The 18864-nt window shown below is 62.7% G+C and carries 18 protein-coding genes; 6 read left to right on the top strand and 12 right to left on the bottom strand.

Features of this window, described 5'->3' with window-relative positions:
- The first annotated feature begins 132 nt into the window (after nucleotides 1-132).
- Nucleotides 133-1050: a lipid kinase YegS gene (gene yegS / locus ABVN20_RS26540; protein ID WP_368558769.1), complete on the top strand. Its 918-nt coding sequence runs from the start codon at nucleotides 133-135 to the stop codon at nucleotides 1048-1050.
- Here the strand turns inward: yegS and ABVN20_RS26545 are convergent.
- From ABVN20_RS26545 to ABVN20_RS26555, 3 genes are all read right to left on the bottom strand, one after another.
- On the bottom strand, nucleotides 1034-1693 hold the full coding sequence (locus ABVN20_RS26545) for a response regulator (RefSeq protein ID WP_368558770.1): 660 nt from the start codon (nucleotides 1691-1693) through the stop codon (nucleotides 1034-1036). The genes yegS and ABVN20_RS26545 overlap by 17 nt on opposite strands.
- Nucleotides 1690-2583, bottom strand: coding sequence for a sensor histidine kinase (locus ABVN20_RS26550; RefSeq protein ID WP_368559408.1), 894 nt, complete (start codon nucleotides 2581-2583; stop codon nucleotides 1690-1692). Before ABVN20_RS26550 ends, ABVN20_RS26545 begins: the two co-directional genes overlap by 4 nt.
- Before the next feature lie 341 nt (nucleotides 2584-2924).
- On the bottom strand, nucleotides 2925-3383 hold the full coding sequence (locus ABVN20_RS26555) for a hypothetical protein (RefSeq protein WP_368558771.1): 459 nt from the start codon (nucleotides 3381-3383) through the stop codon (nucleotides 2925-2927).
- A gap of 458 nt (nucleotides 3384-3841) precedes the next feature.
- Between ABVN20_RS26555 and ABVN20_RS26560 the strand changes: the two genes are divergently transcribed.
- Both ABVN20_RS26560 and ABVN20_RS26565 read left to right on the top strand, forming a co-directional pair.
- On the top strand, nucleotides 3842-4777 hold the full coding sequence (locus tag ABVN20_RS26560; protein ID WP_368558772.1) for a chemotaxis protein CheV: 936 nt from the start codon (nucleotides 3842-3844) through the stop codon (nucleotides 4775-4777).
- Nucleotides 4778-4987: 210 nt separating this feature from the next.
- Nucleotides 4988-5794: an MOSC domain-containing protein gene (locus tag ABVN20_RS26565; protein ID WP_368558773.1), complete on the top strand. Its 807-nt coding sequence runs from the start codon at nucleotides 4988-4990 to the stop codon at nucleotides 5792-5794.
- A gap of 65 nt (nucleotides 5795-5859) precedes the next feature.
- On the opposite strand, the gene ABVN20_RS26570 is transcribed toward ABVN20_RS26565, so the two are convergent.
- The 8 genes from ABVN20_RS26570 to ABVN20_RS26605 form a co-directional block, all read right to left on the bottom strand.
- Entirely contained in the window at nucleotides 5860-6144 is a 285-nt protein-coding gene (locus ABVN20_RS26570) for a pyrimidine/purine nucleoside phosphorylase (RefSeq protein WP_007940055.1), read from the bottom strand.
- A 69-nt stretch (nucleotides 6145-6213) separates the two neighbouring features.
- A complete protein-coding gene (locus ABVN20_RS26575) occupies nucleotides 6214-6756 on the bottom strand; it encodes an exonuclease domain-containing protein (protein WP_368558774.1) in 543 nt (180 codons plus the stop codon).
- 70 nt (nucleotides 6757-6826) lie between these two features.
- Nucleotides 6827-8788 (bottom strand): acetyl-CoA carboxylase biotin carboxylase subunit, encoded by a 1962-nt coding sequence (locus tag ABVN20_RS26580; protein ID WP_368558775.1) that lies wholly within the window; start codon nucleotides 8786-8788, stop codon nucleotides 6827-6829.
- A 120-nt stretch (nucleotides 8789-8908) separates the two neighbouring features.
- On the bottom strand, nucleotides 8909-9706 hold the full coding sequence (locus ABVN20_RS26585; protein WP_368558776.1) for an enoyl-CoA hydratase/isomerase family protein: 798 nt from the start codon (nucleotides 9704-9706) through the stop codon (nucleotides 8909-8911).
- Nucleotides 9703-10860, bottom strand: coding sequence for a citronellyl-CoA dehydrogenase (gene atuD / locus ABVN20_RS26590; RefSeq protein WP_368558777.1), 1158 nt, complete (start codon nucleotides 10858-10860; stop codon nucleotides 9703-9705). The genes ABVN20_RS26585 and atuD overlap by 4 nt, the downstream gene beginning before the upstream one ends.
- Before the next feature lie 24 nt (nucleotides 10861-10884).
- The gene (gene atuC, locus ABVN20_RS26595; protein ID WP_368558778.1) at nucleotides 10885-12501 is read right to left on the bottom strand and encodes a geranyl-CoA carboxylase subunit beta; all 1617 of its coding nucleotides are present in this window, start codon (nucleotides 12499-12501) and stop codon (nucleotides 10885-10887) included.
- Between the two features lie 3 nt (nucleotides 12502-12504).
- The gene (locus ABVN20_RS26600) at nucleotides 12505-13368 is read right to left on the bottom strand and encodes an SDR family oxidoreductase (protein ID WP_368558779.1); all 864 of its coding nucleotides are present in this window, start codon (nucleotides 13366-13368) and stop codon (nucleotides 12505-12507) included.
- Nucleotides 13369-13380: 12 nt separating this feature from the next.
- Nucleotides 13381-15171 (bottom strand): acyclic terpene utilization AtuA family protein, encoded by a 1791-nt coding sequence (locus tag ABVN20_RS26605; RefSeq protein ID WP_368558780.1) that lies wholly within the window; start codon nucleotides 15169-15171, stop codon nucleotides 13381-13383.
- Nucleotides 15172-15348: 177 nt separating this feature from the next.
- On the opposite strand from ABVN20_RS26605, the gene ABVN20_RS26610 reads away from it, so the two are divergent.
- From ABVN20_RS26610 to ABVN20_RS26620, 3 genes are all read left to right on the top strand, one after another.
- Nucleotides 15349-15975, top strand: coding sequence for a TetR/AcrR family transcriptional regulator (locus ABVN20_RS26610; protein WP_368558781.1), 627 nt, complete (start codon nucleotides 15349-15351; stop codon nucleotides 15973-15975).
- A gap of 87 nt (nucleotides 15976-16062) precedes the next feature.
- A complete protein-coding gene (locus tag ABVN20_RS26615; protein ID WP_368558782.1) occupies nucleotides 16063-16857 on the top strand; it encodes a substrate-binding periplasmic protein in 795 nt (264 codons plus the stop codon).
- A gap of 79 nt (nucleotides 16858-16936) precedes the next feature.
- Nucleotides 16937-17941: a GNAT family N-acetyltransferase gene (locus tag ABVN20_RS26620; RefSeq protein ID WP_368558783.1), complete on the top strand. Its 1005-nt coding sequence runs from the start codon at nucleotides 16937-16939 to the stop codon at nucleotides 17939-17941.
- Nucleotides 17942-18052: 111 nt separating this feature from the next.
- On the opposite strand, the gene ABVN20_RS26625 is transcribed toward ABVN20_RS26620, so the two are convergent.
- Nucleotides 18053-18595, bottom strand: coding sequence for an RNA polymerase factor sigma-70 (locus ABVN20_RS26625; RefSeq protein WP_368558784.1), 543 nt, complete (start codon nucleotides 18593-18595; stop codon nucleotides 18053-18055).
- Nucleotides 18596-18864: the final 269 nt, after the last annotated feature.

Below are 18864 nucleotides of genomic sequence, written 5' to 3' on the forward strand. Positions count from 1 at the left end.
GTTTTGTAAGAAAAAACTCTGCTCTGTAGGACCTCTTCGCCATTCAGCTTGAAATAATTCATTTTTTTGCGACTTTTATGCCGTGTGGCGAGGTCACATTTCCCATACGGACCTGACATGGGAGTGAGCACGATGGCTGAACGCAAGGCACTGTTGATCCTGCACGGCAAACAGGCGCTGAACGAGGACGTCCGGGCGGCCGTCCAGGACCGGCGCGCGCAAGGCTGGACGCTGGACGTGCGCCTGACCTGGGAGGCGGGTGATGCGCAACGCCTGGTGGATGAGGCGCTGGCTGCAGGCCATACCCGGATCATCGCCGGCGGCGGCGACGGCACGCTGCGCGATATCGCCGAGGCGATGGCGGCACAGGCCGGGCAGGCCAGCCTGGTACTGATGCCACTGGGAACCGCGAACGATTTCGCCCGTGCCGCGGGTGTGCCGCTGGAGCCGGCCCAGGCCCTGGATCTGCTGGATGCCGAGCCGCGCGCCATCGACCTCGGCGAGGTGGGCGGGCAGGTGTTCCTGAACATGGCCACCGGAGGTTTCGGCAGCCAGGTCACGGCGAACACCTCCGAAGACCTGAAAAAAGTCCTGGGAGGGGCCGCCTACCTGTTCACCGGTTTGTCACGCTTCAGCGAATTGCATGCCGCCTATGGCGAACTCAACGGCCCGGACTTCCAGTGGAGTGGGGATCTGCTGGCGCTGGGCATCGGCAATGGCCGTCAGGCCGGGGGCGGTCATGAGCTGTGTCCGCAGGCGCTGGCGGATGACGGGTTGCTGGACATCAGTATTCTGCCGGCGCCACAGGAAGTGGTCGGGACACTGAAAAGCCTGCTCACCGACGGCTTCGGCATCGACAATCTGTTTGTCCGCGCCCGCTTGCCATGGGTGGAGATCAAGGTTGCCGAAGGCCTGTACATCAACCTCGATGGTGAGCCGCTCGAAGGCGACAGTCTGCGCTTCTCGGCGCGCCCGGCGGCGCTGCGGGTGCATCTGCCGGTGGACTCGCCCTTGCTGGGCAGCCCGGCCGCGATCAATCGTCCAGGCTGATGATCTGCTCGCGCACGGCAAACAGTACCAGGCCCGCCACATCGTAGATTTGCAGGCGTTTCATGATCTGCGAGCGGTGGGTTTCAACGGTCTTGATGCTCAGGCCCAGGCCGTTGGCGATTTCGCGGGTGGATTTGCCGCGAACGATCAGCCGCAGGATTTCCAGCTGGCGCGCTGTCAGATTGTGCGAGTCGGCAGGTTCCGGCTGGAGCTTCTGGTTGCGGGTCAGTGCCTGGTTGATCACGGTGTGGGCAATGGCCGGGCTCAGGTAACGCTCGTTATTGCGCAAGGCATCCAGGGCATGTTCGAGTTCGGTCGCCGTGGTGTCCTTGAGCAGATAGCCGTGAGCGCCGGACTCCAGCGCCTGCATGATCAGCGCGGGGTCGGTGTGCATCGACAGGATCAGCACCTTGCTCTGGGGACGCACACGTTTGAGGCGCTGCAGGGCTTCGAGGCCACCGGTTTCCTTCATGGAAATATCCAGTAGCACAATGTCCGGCGCCAGTCGTTCGACCATCTCCAGTAACTGCGAGCCATCACTGGCTTCACCAATGACTGCATAGCCGGGAATATCCAGCACCAGAGCGCGCACGCCAGCCCTGATCAGCGAGTGGTCATCCACCAGAAGTAAGTTACAAGTCAATGCATAACCTTATTCGTACTGGCCCGTTCCAGCGCGCGAGGCGCCCACGGGAACAAAGCTTCGATTTGAGTGCCTTTGCCCGGTTCGCTGGTGACGCGCAGGGTGCCGCCCAACTGGTCGATCCGCTCCGACATCCCGGCCATGCCACGTTGTCCCTCACGGCCGGGATCCGTCGCGGGGGCGAACCCCAGGCCGTCATCGCTGATGGACAGCATCAGGCCTTGAGGCTGGCGTTGCAGGCGCACCAGCAGGTTTTTCGCTTCGGCGTGACGCAGGATGTTGGTCACCGCTTCCTGGGTGATCCGAAAGGCGGCCAGGGCCATTTCTTCCGGAATGCCGGTCAGGCGGGACTGGCACTCCAGGCTCCAGTTCACCGAGCTATTGCCCAGTGTCTTGAGCAGGTGAGCGCGCAGGCTGGCTTCCAGGCCCAGGCTCGCCAACTGCCTGGGGTTGAGAATGGCTGATACGTCGCGAACCTTGTTCAGGGTCTCTTCGAGCGTGTCGCAGAGCGCCGAGCATTGTGTCTGCAGCTCTTCGGGCATGCGCCGCTTGAGCCATTGGCTTTGCAGTTTCGCGGCGGTGAGCAATTGACCAATGTCATCGTGCAGTTCGCGACTGAGCCGGTGACGTTCGTTCTCCTGGACCTTCAACAAGCGGTCGGCCAGTTCCTGGGGTTCGAATTTGATCGACTTGCGCGACAGCCGATGCTGGACCAGGACACAAGCCAGGGCCGCCATATTGAGCACCAGCAGCGCGAACGGCAGAGGAGTGGACAGACAATAGATCGCCAGGCTGCCAAGCGCCGATCCGGTACACACCAACAGCGTGAATCGGCGGGCATTTTCTCGGGAAGGGGGCCACTTGATAATTGACTTGAGGCTGGCGTGCATAGCGGATGGAGCCAATGATGTTCGCTGCGGGCAAACCGGTTCATTCACTGACCGGTCTCTGTCTGGGGCACTGTGCTATTAATCGACGTCAACTAATGGTCGGCATAATACCACTTAACATACCGTTGGTCGCGTTCGGTATATATGTCCAAACGGTCAGGAAATAACGGGTTGGCACGTTAGTTCTACAATTGAATTATTTCTGTAGAAGAATAGTTTGTATCGAACTGACGTCGACGAAATATTCAATCGTGCAACGCGATGAGTATGTTCAAGTTACCGAGTGATCCCAAGGCAAACAAGAATACCTACCACCTCTAGTTCGCGGGAAATGCCTGGCGTTATGAACAGGAAATGAGCTTGAACGGTTTGTAGTGGGCCGGGGGGTGAAACTGGCTTTGTCCGACCTGGAAGGCGAAGGCTTCGATCAGCGACGTCTGTTCGCTGTCATCCAGGCACAGCTGCCCGGTGGTCTGATCAATCAGCTCCAGTTGCCACGCCATCAAGGTGAAGCAATCTTTCAGCGCACCTAGTGCCTGGGCATGCAGGTCCACATGGTGCTGGGCATGGTTGAGCAGGCCATGGATGTGCAGGGAGAACTCCGAAACGGCAACCAGAGCGAGGGCATCGGCTTTGCTGGCCATTTTGAGCAGGGTGCTCATCATGCACTCGATGGCGTCCTTGTCGTTGCTGATCAATTGCAGGTGGCTCAGGCACTCCTCGGATTTGGCCAGGAGCGTTTCTGCCTCGACGAGAAATTCAGGGAGCCGCTGAGCCCACTCTTTACGGTCATTCGGCATGCTTATCTCCACAACTTCATGTCAAGCGAGGGCGTGTCGGGTGAATGGGTGAGGACGGTCTGGCGCATGGCGCGGGCGGGCAGATGCGAGAACGCATTCCGGCCGACATGGAGGCAGGCAGGGCGCTCGACAGAGTGGATAACCACGATTCTGAGATCGCACACAAAAGCCTGACTCCGTTCATGCAATGAGAATGGCGTCACATTAATGGCTATTGGATATTGCGAATATCAGGTTGGTCCTGATTGTTGCTCAGGGATTCCCTTACGCACGGGAACCTATCGCGCAAACCGTGGTCGCGCAGCGGGGATGAATCAGATGTATTGCGGACGTAAGTAAAGCATGATGTTAATGTGACATCAATGCCTGTCATGGCATTTTGTGTGGGGTCAAGCTCCGGCAAAAACAGCCGATAACCCTCTTTAACGAATTAACCAGAACAAGCCCAGGAGTCATTGATGGCCGGCATTCTCGACACGGTAGACCAACGCACGCAACTGGTGGGTGAGAATCGCCTGGAAATTCTCATGTTCCGACTGGCGGGGCGTCAACTGTTCGCGATCAACGTGTTCAAGGTGCAGGAAGTGTTGCAGCTGCCCAAGCTGACCCTGATGCCCCAGCGCCATCCGTTCGTCTGCGGCGTGGTCAACCTGCGCGGGCAGACGTTGCCGGTGATTGACCTGTCCCAGGCCATCGGTATGCGTCCGCTGGTGCCTGGCCCGACCAGCACGATTATCGTCACCGAGTACAACCGTTCGGTGCAGGCGTTCCTGGTCGGTGGCGTGGACCGCATCGTCAACATGAACTGGGAGGCCATCCTGCCGCCGCCGAGCAGCGCGGGTCGCCAGCATTACCTGACCGCCATCAGCAAGGTCGACGACCAGTTGGTGGAAATCATCGACGTTGAAAAAGTCCTGGCCGAAATCGTCCCGTACAACGCCAAGGTCTCGCGCGACAAACTCGAGGACCCGGTGCTCGAGCGCGCCCGCGGCCGCGAAGTGCTGCTGGTGGACGACTCCAACGTCGCCCTGTCGCAATTGCGCGACACCCTGGGCCAGCTGGGCGTGAAGATGCACATCGCCAGCGACGGCCTGAAGGCCTTGAACATGCTCAAGGGCTGGGCCGACACCGGCGTCAACATGACCGACAAACTGCTGATGGTCTTCACCGACGCGGAAATGCCTGAGATGGACGGCTACCGCCTGACCACCGAAATCCGCAACGACCCGCGCCTGCGTGGCCTCTACGTGGTGCTGCACACCTCGTTGTCCGGCAGCTTCAACGATTCGATGGTGAAGAAGGTTGGCTGCGACAACTTCCTGTCCAAGTTCCAGCCGGACAAACTGGTGGACGTGGTCCGCCAGCGCCTGATGCTGGATGCTGTCCCGGCGTAAGCGCGTACCTCTTTACCTGTGTGGGAGCGAGCCTGCTCGCGATGAACGTCAACGATGACGCTGGCTAGCTGATGCCCAGTGTCATCGTTCACGATCATCGCGACGGTTCGACGCCTCGACAGGCTCGCTCCCACAGTTGTTTTGTAGGTCAGATACAGATACGGCTGATTTTGGTATAGGGTGGCGTTTTTATCACCCAGGGAGCTGGACATGCTGCGGTTGAGTGCGCTTTATCGTTTTCCATTGAAATCCGGCAAGGGCGAGGTGCTGAACCAGATCACCCTCGACAAGCTGGGACTCGACGGGGATCGACGCTGGATGCTGGTGGACGAGGCCAGCGGGCGCTTTCTGACCCAGCGTGCAGTGGCGCAAATGAGTCAGTTGTCGGCGTTGTGGAATGCCAGCGGCGGCTTGACGCTCGCCGCGGCGGGCCATCCGCCGATTGATATTGCCCTGCCGGCCAACGACGCAGAGCTGCGCGGCGTGACCATCTGGCGCGACACCCTGCGCGTGCCCGATGCCGGCGACGAAGCGGCAGCCTGGGTCAGCCGCTTCATCGGCAAGCCGACACGCCTGGTGCAGATCCCGCTGGACCGTGCGCGCACCACGCAGGCCGGTTATGGCAAGGACGACGATCAGGTGGCCTTCGCCGATGGCTTTCCCCTTCTGCTGATCGGCCAGGCGTCACTCGATGACCTGACGCAGAAGGTCGGGCGCCCGATGGAAATGCTGCGTTTCAGGCCAAATCTGGTGATCGAGGGCGCCGAGGCGTTCGCCGAAGACGGCTGGAAGCGCATCCGCATCGGCGATGTCGAGTTCCGCGTGGTCAAGCCGTGTTCGCGTTGCATCCTGACCACCATTGATCCGCAGACCGGTGAGCGCAGCGATGATCGTGAACCGTTCGCGACTCTGCAGAAATACCGCGCCAGGGAAGAGGGTGCGATGTTTGGCCAGAACCTGGTCAACGACGGCAATGGCCGGCTCGAAGTCGGCATGCCGGTGACCGTGCTGGAATAAACCGCAGCACAAGGAAAAACGCCCGTGTCGCAGGACACGGGCGTTTTTGTTGAAGCGCTCAAAACTTAGCCGCGGTACTCGCACAGGTAAGCGGTATCGACCGCCACTTTCAGCTGGAACTTGCTGTTGGCCGGCACGTTGAACTGGCTGCCGGCTGCAAAGGTTTCCCAATCGCTGCTGTCAGGCAGTTTGACCGTCAGGGCGCCGCTGACCACGTGCATGATTTCACGCTGGCTGGTGCCGAACTCGTATTCGCCCGGAGCCATGACGCCAATGGTAGCCGGACCTTCAGCGGTGCCGAAAGCGATCGACTTGACGGTGCCGTCGAAGTACTCGTTGACTTTAAACATGGGCGATTCCTCGGAAAGGGCTGAAAAAGGCCGGCCAGTATGCACAAGGCCTCAAGCGGCGTCACCTCTCTAGAGGGGCAGGACCAGCGGCAGCAGACGGGCTGTGTTGCGGGCATCCTCCAGCGCGCGGTGCTGCTGGCCGGTGAACTGTAATCCCGCCAGTTGCAGCGCACCGTTGAGGCCCAGCGGGCGCTCCAGGCGCCTGGCCTTGGCGAACCGTTGCTTGAGGTTCATGTGCGGCGTGCGGCTCAGTTGGCTGTCGAGTTGCAGGCGCTGCCATTCCTGGACCAGTTGCTTGCGGTCGTAATCGCCCCAGCTGGCCCAGCCTTCAAGACGGGAGTGATGCTGGCCGAGCCAGCGCTCGAACGCCGGCCAGACCTCGGTCAGTGGTTGGGCACTGTCGATGTTGGCCTGGGTGATGTGGGTCAACTCCCGGCAAAACGGCGTAAGCAGGGGCCGGCGCAGCGGGCGCACGAACCGCTGGAAATGATCCTGTTCACGCCCCTGGCGGTCCACCAGGGTGGCACCGATTTCGATGATTTCCATTTCCGTGACCGGCCAACCGCCTTCATCGGTGGTGGCTTCCAGATCAATGACCAGCCAATGAGGCATTAAAAGGTTCCTGATATCCGCGTCCTGATGGGCTTGAGCGTAGCCAAACCCGGCGGATCCGCCTAGCCGGTTATTCGACCTCCAACAAAATCTGACGATTTTTCACCTGATCGCCGACCCGGACCTGCAAGCGCTTGAGCACGCCGTCGATGCCGGACTTGAGCGGATGCTCCATTTTCATGGCCTCCAGCACCACCAGCAACTGGCCCTTGCTCACCTGGCTGCCCTCGCTGACCAGCACGTCGACGATCGCGCCGTCCATCGGTGCCTTGAGCGTACCGGAGCTGGCCCGGGCCTCACTGCTGACCAGTGCCTGGGTGCGATCCTCCAGGCGCAGGCTGCCGGGGCGGGTGAACAGCCAGAGTTGCCCGGCTTCCAGGCGATAGACATGGCGCTGGCGTATCCCGTCGATTTCCAGTGTGGCCCGCTGCCCGTCGCATTGGATCACGCGCAGTTCCAGGCTGCGCCCGGCCACTTGAACCCGCAAGGGCTCGCCTGGCACCGCGTCGAGTTGCACCGGCCAGTCCTGCTCCTGGGTGCCAAGACGGTAGTGCAGCGGCACGCTGGCGTTGTTGCGCCAGCCCGCCAGGGCCGCGGGCTGAGCCGTTGCCGAGGCGTGATAAAACAGCGCCGCCGCCGTCGCCAGTTCTTCGGCGCTGGGGGGCTGTGGATGCAGGCACGGATGATCGGCGAAATGTGTGGGAATGAAGCCGGTACTGAATGCGCCGCTGACAAACTGCGGATGCTCCAGCAGGTTGGCCAGCAAGCGCTGATTGCTCGGCAGACCCAGCAGCACACTGTCCTGCACCGCCCGCAACAGCTTGCGCCGGGTCTCTTCGCGGGTGGCGCCGTGGGCGATGATCTTGCCCAGCATCGGGTCGTAGAACGGACTGACCTGCTGGCCTTCAACCAGCCCATGGTCGATCCGCACGCCGTCTTGCAGCGCCGGTTCCCAGGCCACCACGCGCCCGGTCTGCGGCAGGAAACCCTGGGTCGGGTCTTCGGCATACAGGCGCACTTCCATGGCATGACCGTTCAGTTGCACCTGCTCCTGGCGCAGTGGCAATGGCTGGCCCTGGGCGACCAGCAGTTGCCAGGCCACCAGGTCCAGGCCGGTGATCAGTTCGGTGACCGGGTGCTCCACCTGCAAGCGCGTGTTCATTTCCAGGAAGTAGAACTGCCCGCGCGCATCCAACAGGAATTCCACGGTGCCGGCACCCACATAGTTGACCGAGCCTGCGGCCTTGAGCGCCGCTTCGCCCATGGCCTGGCGCAGTTCGGCGGTCATGACCGGGCAGGGCGCTTCCTCGATGACTTTCTGGTGACGACGCTGGATCGAACAGTCGCGTTCACCGAGGTAGATCAGGTTGCCGTGCTGGTCGCCGAACACCTGCACCTCGACGTGGCGCGGGTCGATCAGGGCCTGTTCGAGGATCAGCTCATCGCTGCCAAAGCCATTCAGGGCTTCGGAACGTGCGGTGCGAATCTGCGCCAGCAGATCGGCGGCATCGTGCACCAGGCGCATGCCGCGCCCGCCGCCGCCCGCGCTGGCCTTGATCATCAGCGGAAAGCCGATGCGCTCGGCCTCGCGGCTGAGTGTGGCGTCGTCCTGCTCGGCGCCCTGGTAGCCCTTGATGCAGGGGACGCCGGCCTCGAGCATGGCCAGTTTCGACAGGCGCTTGCTGCCCATCAGCTCGATGGCTTCGGGGCTCGGGCCGATGAAGGTCAGGCCCGCCTGTTGGCAGGCGCGGGCGAACTCGGCGTTTTCCGAAAGGAAGCCGTAACCGGGGTGAATCGCATCGGCACCGCTGCGGCGGGCGGCGTCGAGGATCGCCGGCACGTTCAGATAGGATTGCTGCACCGGGGCGGGGCCGATGTTGACGGCTTCGTCGGCGATTTGCACATGCAGGGCATCGGCGTCGGCGTCGCTGAACACGGCGACGGTGCGATAGCCCAGGGCCTGGGCGGTGCGCTGGATGCGGCAGGCGATTTCACCGCGGTTGGCGATGAGGATTTTGGTGAATCCGGGCATGGTTTTTATTCCCCTGATTTTGGCGGTGTATTTGCGGGCCTCATCGCGGGCGAGCCCGCTCCCACAGGGATTTTGGGTGTTCACAAAACCTGTAGGAGCGAGCTTGCTCGCGATGCTTTTTCAGCAAGCCCACCCCGGCTTGCGTTTTTGCACGAAGGCCACGGTCCCCTCAGTCCCTTCCGCCCCCGTCACCGCCTCGGCGAACCACTGGGCCGCCTGATCCAGCAGTTCATCGGAAGGTTGCAGGGCACTGGCCAGCAACAGCTGCTTGGTCCGCGCATTCGCCCCCGGCGCGCAACTCAACACCTGGGCCAGCACTTCTCCCAGGCGTTCGGCCAATCCTTGCGCGTCCTGCTCGACAAAGTGCACCAGCCCCATGTGCAGCGCCTGGGTGCCGTTGAAGCGCGCGGCGGTGAGCGCCAGCCGGCGGGCCTGGGTCAGGCCGATACGCTGGACCACGAAGGGCGCGATCTGCGCGGGCAGCAGGCCGAGGCTGGTTTCCGGCAGGCCGAATTGCGCCTGGTGATCGGCCATCGCCACATCGCTGACACAGGCCAGGCCGAAGCCGCCACCCAGCACCGCCCCTTGCAGCACCGTCACCACCACCTGCGGTGCGTGCTGCACCTCTTGCAGCAGCGCGCCGAACGCGCGGTTCAGCTCGCGATAGGCGCTGGCGCCCTGGGCCCGGGCCCCGGCCATGTCCTTGATGTCGCCACCGGCGCAGAAGTGCCCGCCAGCGCCGGCAATGACCAGCACGCGAACGCTCAGGTCATCGCGCATGGCCGCCAGCACCGAGCGCAGTTCGGCGACCATTTGCAGGCTCATGGCATTGCGGCAGTCAGGGCGGTTGAGGGTCACGTGCAGCACGCCGTTATGCGGTTCGAGCGACAGCGTCTGGCAGACCGGCAGGGGGCTCATTTCTTTTTCCCCGGCAGGATGCCCATCAGCTTGCAGATGATCCCCAGCATGATTTCGTCGGCGCCACCGCCGATCGAAACCAGCCGCACATCGCGGTAGGCGCGGGCCACCGGGTTGTCCCACATGAAGCCCATGCCGCCCCAGTATTGCAGGCAACTGTCGGTGACCTCGCGACCCAGGCGCCCGGCCTTGAGCTTGGCCATCGACGCCAGGCGCGTGACGTCCTGGCCTTTGATGTATTGCTCGGTGGCTTGGTAGACCAAGGCCCGCAGGCATTCGATCTCGGTTTGCAGTTCGGCCAGACGGAAGTGAATGACCTGGTTGTCGATCAGCGCACTGCCGAACGTCTTGCGCTCCTTGCAATACTCGATGGTGCTGTCCACGCAGTATTCCAGGCCCTTGATCATGTTCGCCGCGCCGAACAGGCGTTCCTCCTGGAACTGCAGCATCTGCATCATGAACCCCGCGCCTTCATGGCCGATGCGGTTGCGCTGGGGCACGCGCACGTTGTCAAAAAACACCTGGGCGGTTTCCGAGCTGCGCATGCCGAGCTTGTCCAGGTGCGAGCTGAGGCTGATGCCGGGGGTGTCCATCGGCACCATGATCAGCGACTTGTTGATGTGCGGCTTGTCGTCCGAGGTGTTGGCCAGCAGGCAGATGAAGTCGGCGCTCGGCGAGTTGGTGATCCACATCTTGCTGCCGTTGATCACGTAATCGTCGCCGTCCTTGCGTGCGGTGGTTTTCAAACCGGCCACGTCGGAACCGGCACCGACCTCGGAGACGCCGATGCAACCGACCTGCTCACCGCTGATCGCCGGGCGCAGGAACTGCTCGCGCAATTCGTCGGAGCCGAACCGGGCCAGCGCCGGGGTGCACATGTCGGTCTGCACGCCGATGGACATCGGTATGCCGCCGCAATGGATGGTGCCGAACTCTTCGGCGGCGACGATCGAGTAGCTGTAGTCGAGGCCCATGCCGCCGAACTTCTCCGGCTTGGAAATCCCCAGCAACCCCAGCTCACCGGCCTTGCGGAAAATCTCGTGGATCGGAAAACGCCCGTCCTTTTCCCACGCCTCGACGTGCGGGTTGATTTCGTGATCGACGAATTGGCGGACGGTACGGCGCAGTGCTTCGTGTTCCTGGGTGAAGATCATTTTTATTGTTCTCCTCTGGCCGGTTCAGAACCGGGCTACGCCAAAACTGTTGGTTTGCAGTGGCCGCAGGTCGGCCTCGTGACAGATGTCCAGCAGGTAACCGAGCAGGGTGCGGGTGTCGCGCGGGTCGATCAGGCCGTCGTCCCACAGGCTGGCGCTGCCGTACAGCGCAGTGGACTGGCTGTCGAGTTTCTGCGCGGTCACCTGTTCGAGCATGTCGAGCACCTTCGGATCCGGGGTCAGGCCGTCCTTGAGCTGCTTGGCCTCGGTGACGATGCGCAACACCTTGCCGGCCTGGGCGCCGCCCATCACCGCCGTGCGGCTGTTGGGCCAGGCGAAGATGAAGCGCGGGTCGAGGCCGCGGCCGCACATCGCGTAGTTACCGGCACCGTAGGAGCCGCCGACGACGATGGTCAGCTTCGGCACGCGGGCGTTGGCCACCGCCTGGATCATCTTGGCGCCGTGCTTGATCACACCTTGCTGCTCCGACTCGGTGCCGACCATGAACCCGGTGGTGTTATGGAAGAACAGCAGCGGCGTGCGGCTCTGGTCACACAACTGGATGAACTGCGCAGCCTTGCTCGCGCCCTTGGGCGTGATCGGGCCGTTGTTGCCGATGAAGCCGCAGGCGCGCCCCTCGATGTGCAGGTGGCCGCACACGGTTTGCTGGTCGAACTCGCCCTTGAATTCGAGGAAGTTCGAACCGTCGGCAATCCGCGCGATGATTTCGCGCACGTCGTAGGGCTTTTTCGGGTCGTCGGGAATCAGCCCGAGCAATTCGTCGATGGGGTAGCGCGGCGCTTCGAACGGGCGTTCGGGCACCCACGGCAGTTGGTCGTTCCACGACAGCATGCGCACAATCTCGCGGGCCTGGCGCACGGCGTCGGCATCGTTCTCTGCCAGGTACTCGGCGGTGCCCGCGGTTTGCGCATGCATCTCGGCGCCACCGAGCTCTTCATCGGTAGCGATTTCGCCGGTGGCGGCCTTGAGCAGCGGGGGGCCTGCGAGAAACAGCTTGGCCTTGCCGCGCACCACCACCACGTAATCCGACAGCCCCGGCTGATAGGCGCCGCCCGCCGTGGCCGAGCCGTGGACCACGGTGATCTGCGGCAGGCCCAGGGCCGACATGCGCGCCTGATTGGCGAAGCTGCGTGCGCCTTCAACGAAGATTTCCGTGGCGTAATTGAGGTTGGCGCCACCGCTTTCGGCGAGGGTGATCACCGGCAGTTTGTTTTCCACGGCGATCTGTTGCAGGCGCAGGGATTTTTTCAGGCCGCTGGGGGAAATCGTCCCGCCCTTGATCGCGCTGTTGTTGGCGATCACCAGCACCCGCGCGCCGGACACATAGCCGATCCCGGCGATCAGGCCGCCGCCGGCCGCACTGCCGTCCTTGTCGTCGTGTAGTTTGTAGCCGGCGAGGCTGGCCAGTTCGAGAAAGGGCGCGCCGGGGTCGAGCAACAGGTTGAGGCGCTCGCGGGGCAGCAGTTGCCCGCGCTTGTCGAACTTGGGCTTGGCTTCGGCGGCCTTGTCCAACAGGTTCTGTTCCAGCCGGCGGATGTGTTCGACCCCGGCCAGCATGGCTGTGCGGTTGCGGGCGAACGCTTCGCTTTGCGGGTCGATCTGCGACTCGATCACTGGCATGGCTTAGTCCTTGAGCACGTCGGGAAGGTAGGCGCGATGAAAGCCGTTATAGGATTCGCTGTTGGTCGCCTTGTGGATCGGCCAGGCGCGTCCGCCGAGGCTGGCGGCGCCATCAATGCGCAGGGTGCTGCCGCTGACGAAGGCGGCGGCAGGGCTGAGCAGGAACACGATGGCGGCGCTGACCTCCGATTCGGTGCCGATGCGCTTGAGCGGCACGTGTTCGCGCAGGGTCGGGATCACCGCCTTGAACGCGCCCTCGTAGGTGTCCATGCCGCTGGAGGCGATCCAGCCCGGTGCCACGGCATTGACCCGCACCCCGGCGTAACCCCATTCGAACGCGGCGGTCTTGGTCAGGTTGTCCATGCCAGAGCGTGCCGCCCCGGAGTGACCCATGCCGGGCATGCCACCCCACATGTCGGCGAGCATGTTGACGATGGCGCCACCGTGCTTGCTCATCGACTGGTTGAACACTTCCCGGGCCATCAGGAAACCGCCCACCAGGTTGGTGCGCATCACGGTTTCGAAACCCTTCTGGTTGATCGCGGCCAACGGTGACGGGTACTGCCCGCCGGCGTTGTTGACCAGCCCGTGGATCGGACCGTGCTGGCGGATCAGTTCGCCGACCAGGTGCTTGACCGCTTCTTCGTCGCGGATGTCGCAGGCCTGCCAATCGGCGCGGCCGCCATCCTCGGCAATCTCGGCGGCCACGGCCTTGAGCTTGTCGGCCTTGCGCCCGACCAGCAGCACATGGGCGCCGAGGGCGGCCAGTTCATGGGCGGTGCAGCGTCCGATGCCGCTGCCGCCACCGGTGACGAGGATGGTTTGGCCGGCAAACAGGTCGGCTTTGAAAATCGAATCGTAGGCCACGGTGACGGTCCTCTAGTTGACCTGATCGGCGATGTGCTGCGGTACGGGAATCTGGATCTCCAGCAGTTGCTGGGCGAACGCCTTGCCCTGCGGGTCGATGCGCAGGCTGGCCACGCCGCCGCCGCCCAGGGCGTTTTCCAGGAGAAAATTGAGGCTGTGGGTAGCGGGCAGATACCAGCGCTCGACCCGCCCCAGCACCGGGTCGAGCACGTGGCTCATCCAGTCGACCACCACCGCCGGGGTCAGGGCCTCGGCGATCCACGGCAGGTACGCAGGGTCTCGGGCGATCACGCCGATGTTGCTGTGGTTGCCCTTGTCGCCCGAGCGCGCGACCGCGAGCTTGACCAGGGCCACGCTGGCATCGGCGCGACCGCTGGGCTTGGGCGGATCGAAGGGCAGTGGCAGGTCGGCGCTGGCGAGCGTATCGGCTGCGGGCAGGGCGCAGGCGTGGCGGGTGCCTGCGAAGTCGACTTCCAGGGTGCAGGCGCTCTTGTCGATCAGGAACGAGAACAAGCGGATCAGCGGATATACGGTGGGCCGGCCGCCGACGATCCCGGTCAGGCCCGGGGCCATGCCGGTGGCGGCCTGGGCGATCTCGCGGGAAAAGGTTATCAGCGCTTTCTTGTCCGGATGACGCACGGCGAGCTTGATCACCACTTCGCGGCTGTCCTGGCGCAGGCCATGGGGGCCGTAGGTGGCCTCGCTGCCCAGCAGCTCGACATCGACTTCGCTGTAGGGCGCCCAGCCGCGCTGGCGGAAAATCCCGGAAGTCTTGTTGATGATCGCTTCACTGACGCGCCGCGCCTTGGCCACCGCATCTATGCCGGCGATCAGGCAACTGGCGGTGCAGCGGAAACCGTCCGGGTAGGTGGCGCTGACCTTGTACTGGTTGGACGGCGGCAGGCCCTTGGCGCCGTGCACCTGAACGGTGTTGCGGCCTTGCTGCGTCAGCCTGACCTGGGTGAAATCGCAGACCACGTCCGGCAGCAGGTAGGCCTGCGGGTTGCCGATTTCGTAGAGCATCTGTTCGCCGACGGTCAGGGGCGTGACCAGGCCGCCTGAGCCTTCGGGCTTGCTGACGGTGAACTGGCCATCGGTGCCGACTTCGACGATGGGGAAACCGATGTGTTCGTAGTCGGGCACTTCGCGCCAGTCGGTGAAGTTGCCACCGGTGCACTGCGCGCCGCATTCGATGATGTGGCCGGCGAGGGCGGCCTGGGCGAGCTTGTCGTAGTCGTGCCAGGACCAGCCGAATTCATGCACCAGCGCAGCGCTGACCACGGCGCTGTCGACCACGCGCCCGGTGATCACGATGTCCGCACCCAGGCGCAGGGCTTCGACGATGCCCGGCGCGCCGAGGTAGGCGTTGGTGGACACGCACATCGCCGGCAGCGCGGCGCCGCTGAACATTTCGCGGATGCCGCCGTTGCTCAGTTGCTTGAACTGCGGCTGCAGGTCATCGCCCAGCAGCACGGCAATTTTCAACGGTACACCCGCCTTGTCGCACGCGGCTTGCAGCGCCGCAGCGCAGGCCTGGGGATTGACCCCGCCGGCGTTGCTGATGACGCGGATGTTCTGTTCGGCGAGTTGGCCCAGCAACGGGCTGAGCACTTCGACGAAGTCGCTGGCGTAACCGGCCTGGGGATCTTTCATCCGCGCGCCGGCCATGATCGACATGGTGATTTCCGCCAGGTAGTCGAACACCAGGTAGTCCAGATCCCCACCGTCCACCAATTGCGCGGCGGCCGTCGAGGTGTCGCCCCAGAACGCGCTGGCGCAACCGATGCGAACAGTTTCAGGCACAGACCTTTCCATAGTCACCTCCGTCGAACGTGCATCGAGACTACCAAGCAAGCGCTTGGTTTGTAAATGGTCTTTAATATCTTATGGCCAAGCGCTTGCTTGGTCGCCTGCGCCAGCTTAAATTGCCCGCGCAACCCCGCTGTTTTTGGCGATGGACTCGACTGTAGGAGAGAACGGGTGGATGAGCAAAAAGCCCTGAAGGTCATGCGCGAGCTGGTCGACAGCAACCAGTTGACCGACCCGGACAGCGCCCGTGGCAAGCTGCTGCAAGTGGCCGCTCACCTGTTTCGCAACAAGGGTTTCGAACGCACGACCGTGCGCGATCTGGCCGGTGCCGTGGGCATCCAGTCGGGCAGTATTTTTCATCACTTCAAGAGCAAGGACGAAATCCTGCGGGCGGTGATGGAAGAAACCATCCGCTACAACACCGCGTTGATGCGCGCTGCGCTGGCTGAAGCCGGCAGTGTGCGCGAGCGGGTGCTGGCGCTGATCCGTTGCGAATTGCAGTCGATCATGGGCGGCAGCGGCGAAGCCATGGCGGTGCTGGTGTATGAGTGGCGATCACTGTCCGAGGACGGGCAGGCGCAGGTGCTGGCGCTGCGCGACATCTATGAAGAACTGTGGCTGCAAGTGCTGGGGGAGGCCAAGGAGGCGGGATTCATTCGCGGGGATGTGTTCATCACGCGGCGTTTTCTCACCGGTGCGCTGTCCTGGACCACCACCTGGTTTCGCCCCGGCGGCAGCCTGAGCCCCGATCAGTTGGCCGAAGAAGCGTTGATTCTGGTACTGCAAGGGCAACAATAGTTTGCACAGGACGGTTGGAACTGGCTAAGTGGTGCAAACCGCCTGGCTTGAATGGATTGATGTTTTTTTGGGGAGTGGGTCACTTTGATGTCTTCGCCAATTCGGACGGCCTCGCGGCTTTTGCTGGCGGCGCTTGGGGCATTGTGGGTGTTGCCGGCTCCGGCCGCACAACTGGTACGCGTCGGTGCCGCGCATTTCCCGCCTTATACCGTGCGCCCGGAAACCGGCGCCGACACCGGCTTGCTGCCGCAACTGGTGGAAGCGCTCAACGCCTCGCAGAAGGAATACCAGTTCGTGCTGGTGCCCACCTCCATTCCGCGCCGCTTTGGTGACTTCAAGCAGGGCCGGGTGGACATGGCGATTTTCGAGAACCCCGGCTGGGGCTGGAAAGACATCCCCCACACCAGTGTCGACATGGGCCTGGAAGACGCCGAGATTTTTGTCGCGCAACGCCTGCCTCATCGTCAGCAGGATTATTTCGCCGACCTGGTCGGTAAACGCCTGGCGCTGTTCAGCGGCTATCACTACGAGTTTTCCAGTTTCAACGCCGACCCGAAATTCCTCGCGCAGAACTACAACGCCACGCTGACCTACTCCCACGACAGCAACCTGCTGATGGTGCTGCGCGGGCGCGCCGACATTGCCTTGGTCACTCGCTCGTACCTCAGCGATTACCTGCTGCGCAACGACAAGGTCGGTGATCAGTTGCTGGTGTCCGAGCGTATCGACCAGATCTATCACCATTACGCCATTCTGCGTCCGGCAGCCCCGATCAGCGGGGAGGCGTTCGCCCGGTTGCTGCAAGGCCTGCGCGACAACGGCCAGATGTTGAAGATTTTCGATCCCTACAAGATCGCCGTGGTGCCGGTGCCGAGCAACTGAGCCGCCGGCGGCGCTTAAATTTTTCCCGCTGGCTCACGTCACTTCGTTGAACTGTCGACGATTAACGTGAGCCCGACCCATGCCCGAATTGAATGACCTGACCACCCTGGCGCTGCCGACGGGCCAGCGCCTTGTCGCGCAGGAAAGCGAAAACCGCCTGAGCCTGAGCCTCGATACGCAGCCGCTGATCAGCCTGCACCTGAATCGCGAACCCGCATTGCAACTGCGTGTCGAGTCGCGTGCTGACACCCAGGCCCTGTGGGCCGCCAATTATTGGCTGTTCGCCCGCGACCCGGCCTGCCAGCACCTGATCTGGCACCTCGATGATGCACCGGCCCAGGCCGTGCTCAGCGGCTTGTTGGTGCCGACCGATGTCGCCGGCCAATACCGCTGCGAACGCGCGTTGTTCTGGCAACTGCCACAACCCTGGCTGGGCAGTTCCTTGACCGGCAGTTATCCACAACAGATGGTGCTCAGCGCCGGCAAGCGTCATCCGTTGCGTCCGGTGAAACCCCGTGGCGAAGTCTATCGGCGTTTCGATACCCGGCTGGGGGCGTGGATTTCCCTGCGCACCGTGGACATCGAACTGGACCTGGCGCGCTTCAACCGCTGGCAGAACAGTTCACGGGTGGCCAACTTCTGGCAGGAGGAGGGCAGCCTCGAGCAACATCGCGAGTACCTGGAAAAACTCGCGGCCGATCCGCATACGGTGACGTTGCTTGGCTGTTTCGACGATGAGCCGTTCGCCTACTTCGAGGCCTACTGGGCCAAGGAAGACCGGATCGCGCCGTTCTATGACGCGGGCGACTACGACCGTGGCATCCACATGCTGGTGGGCGAAGAACATCACCGCGGCCCGCACAAGGTGGCCAGCTGGTTATCGGCGCTGACGCATTACCTGTTTCTCGACGACCCGCGCACCCAGCGTGTGGTCGCCGAGCCTCGCGCCGACAACGCGAAGATGATCGGCTACATGCAGGGCCAGCGTTTTTACTGCGAGAAGGAATTCGACTTTCCGCACAAGCGGGCGGCGTTGATGGTGTTGGGGCGGGGGCGGTTTTTTGAGCGGTGTAGTTTGGCTTGAGGGTTGCGGCGGCCTCGAGGCCGCTATCGCGAGCAAGCTCGCTCCTACAGTGTTCGTCGGTGTTCGCGGAACCTGTGGGAGCGGGCTTGCCCGCGATGGGGTCGACTCGGTCTACCGGCGAGCCGCCACCCGACTCCCCGACACCTTGCGGCAATGCACCAGCGCATCGCGAATCATGAAGTTGACCAGGGTCGGCGATACGCCGAGTTCCTTGGCGATGTCCTTTTGCGGCACGCCGTGCAGGCGGTACATCTCGAAGGCATAGCGGGTGCGGGCCGGGAGCTCCGTCAGGGCGTCGGCGATGTTTTCCAGGGTCGAGAAGTTGATGTGCGAGGTTTCGGGTGAGGCGCCTTGAATCACCACATTCAGTCCCTCCTCTTCCGGCCCGGAATACTTCTGCTCCAACGCCTGCTTGCGGTAGTGATCAATGGCCAGGTTGCGCACGATCTGGAACAGATAACTCAGTTGGGCCTTGATCGAGGAGGTGATCGGCGGCGCCGATTGCAGGCGGAAGAACGCATCCTGAACCACATCTTCGGCACGCGACCGGCAGCCGGTGATACGCGCGGCAATCTTGACCAGTATCACTCGATTGTCGACGAATGCCTGAAGTAGCGGTGAATCGCACGTGCTTGTCGATACTTGTTCCGTCATGGAAATCACCTTGCTGCGAATGGGGTCATGGGACGGCAAGTTGACGCGGGGGCCGTCCGACATATCGAGCGACAAATTATTCTTAATGATAATGATTGTCAAATGAGAAAGAGAAACAATGCATATCAATGGTGCATAGTGAGAATTGCGACACACTGACGCACCCGACCGGGGCGCTCTCCTGCCTTTCCAGCCCCTGGCGATCAAGCCTGCCGACTAATTATTTCAAGACGTCATCCGTTCTCATTGGTGAATGGCCGTGGGCGCAA

Source organism: Pseudomonas sp. MYb118 (genome assembly GCF_040947875.1).
Lineage (GTDB): Bacteria > Pseudomonadota > Gammaproteobacteria > Pseudomonadales > Pseudomonadaceae > Aquipseudomonas.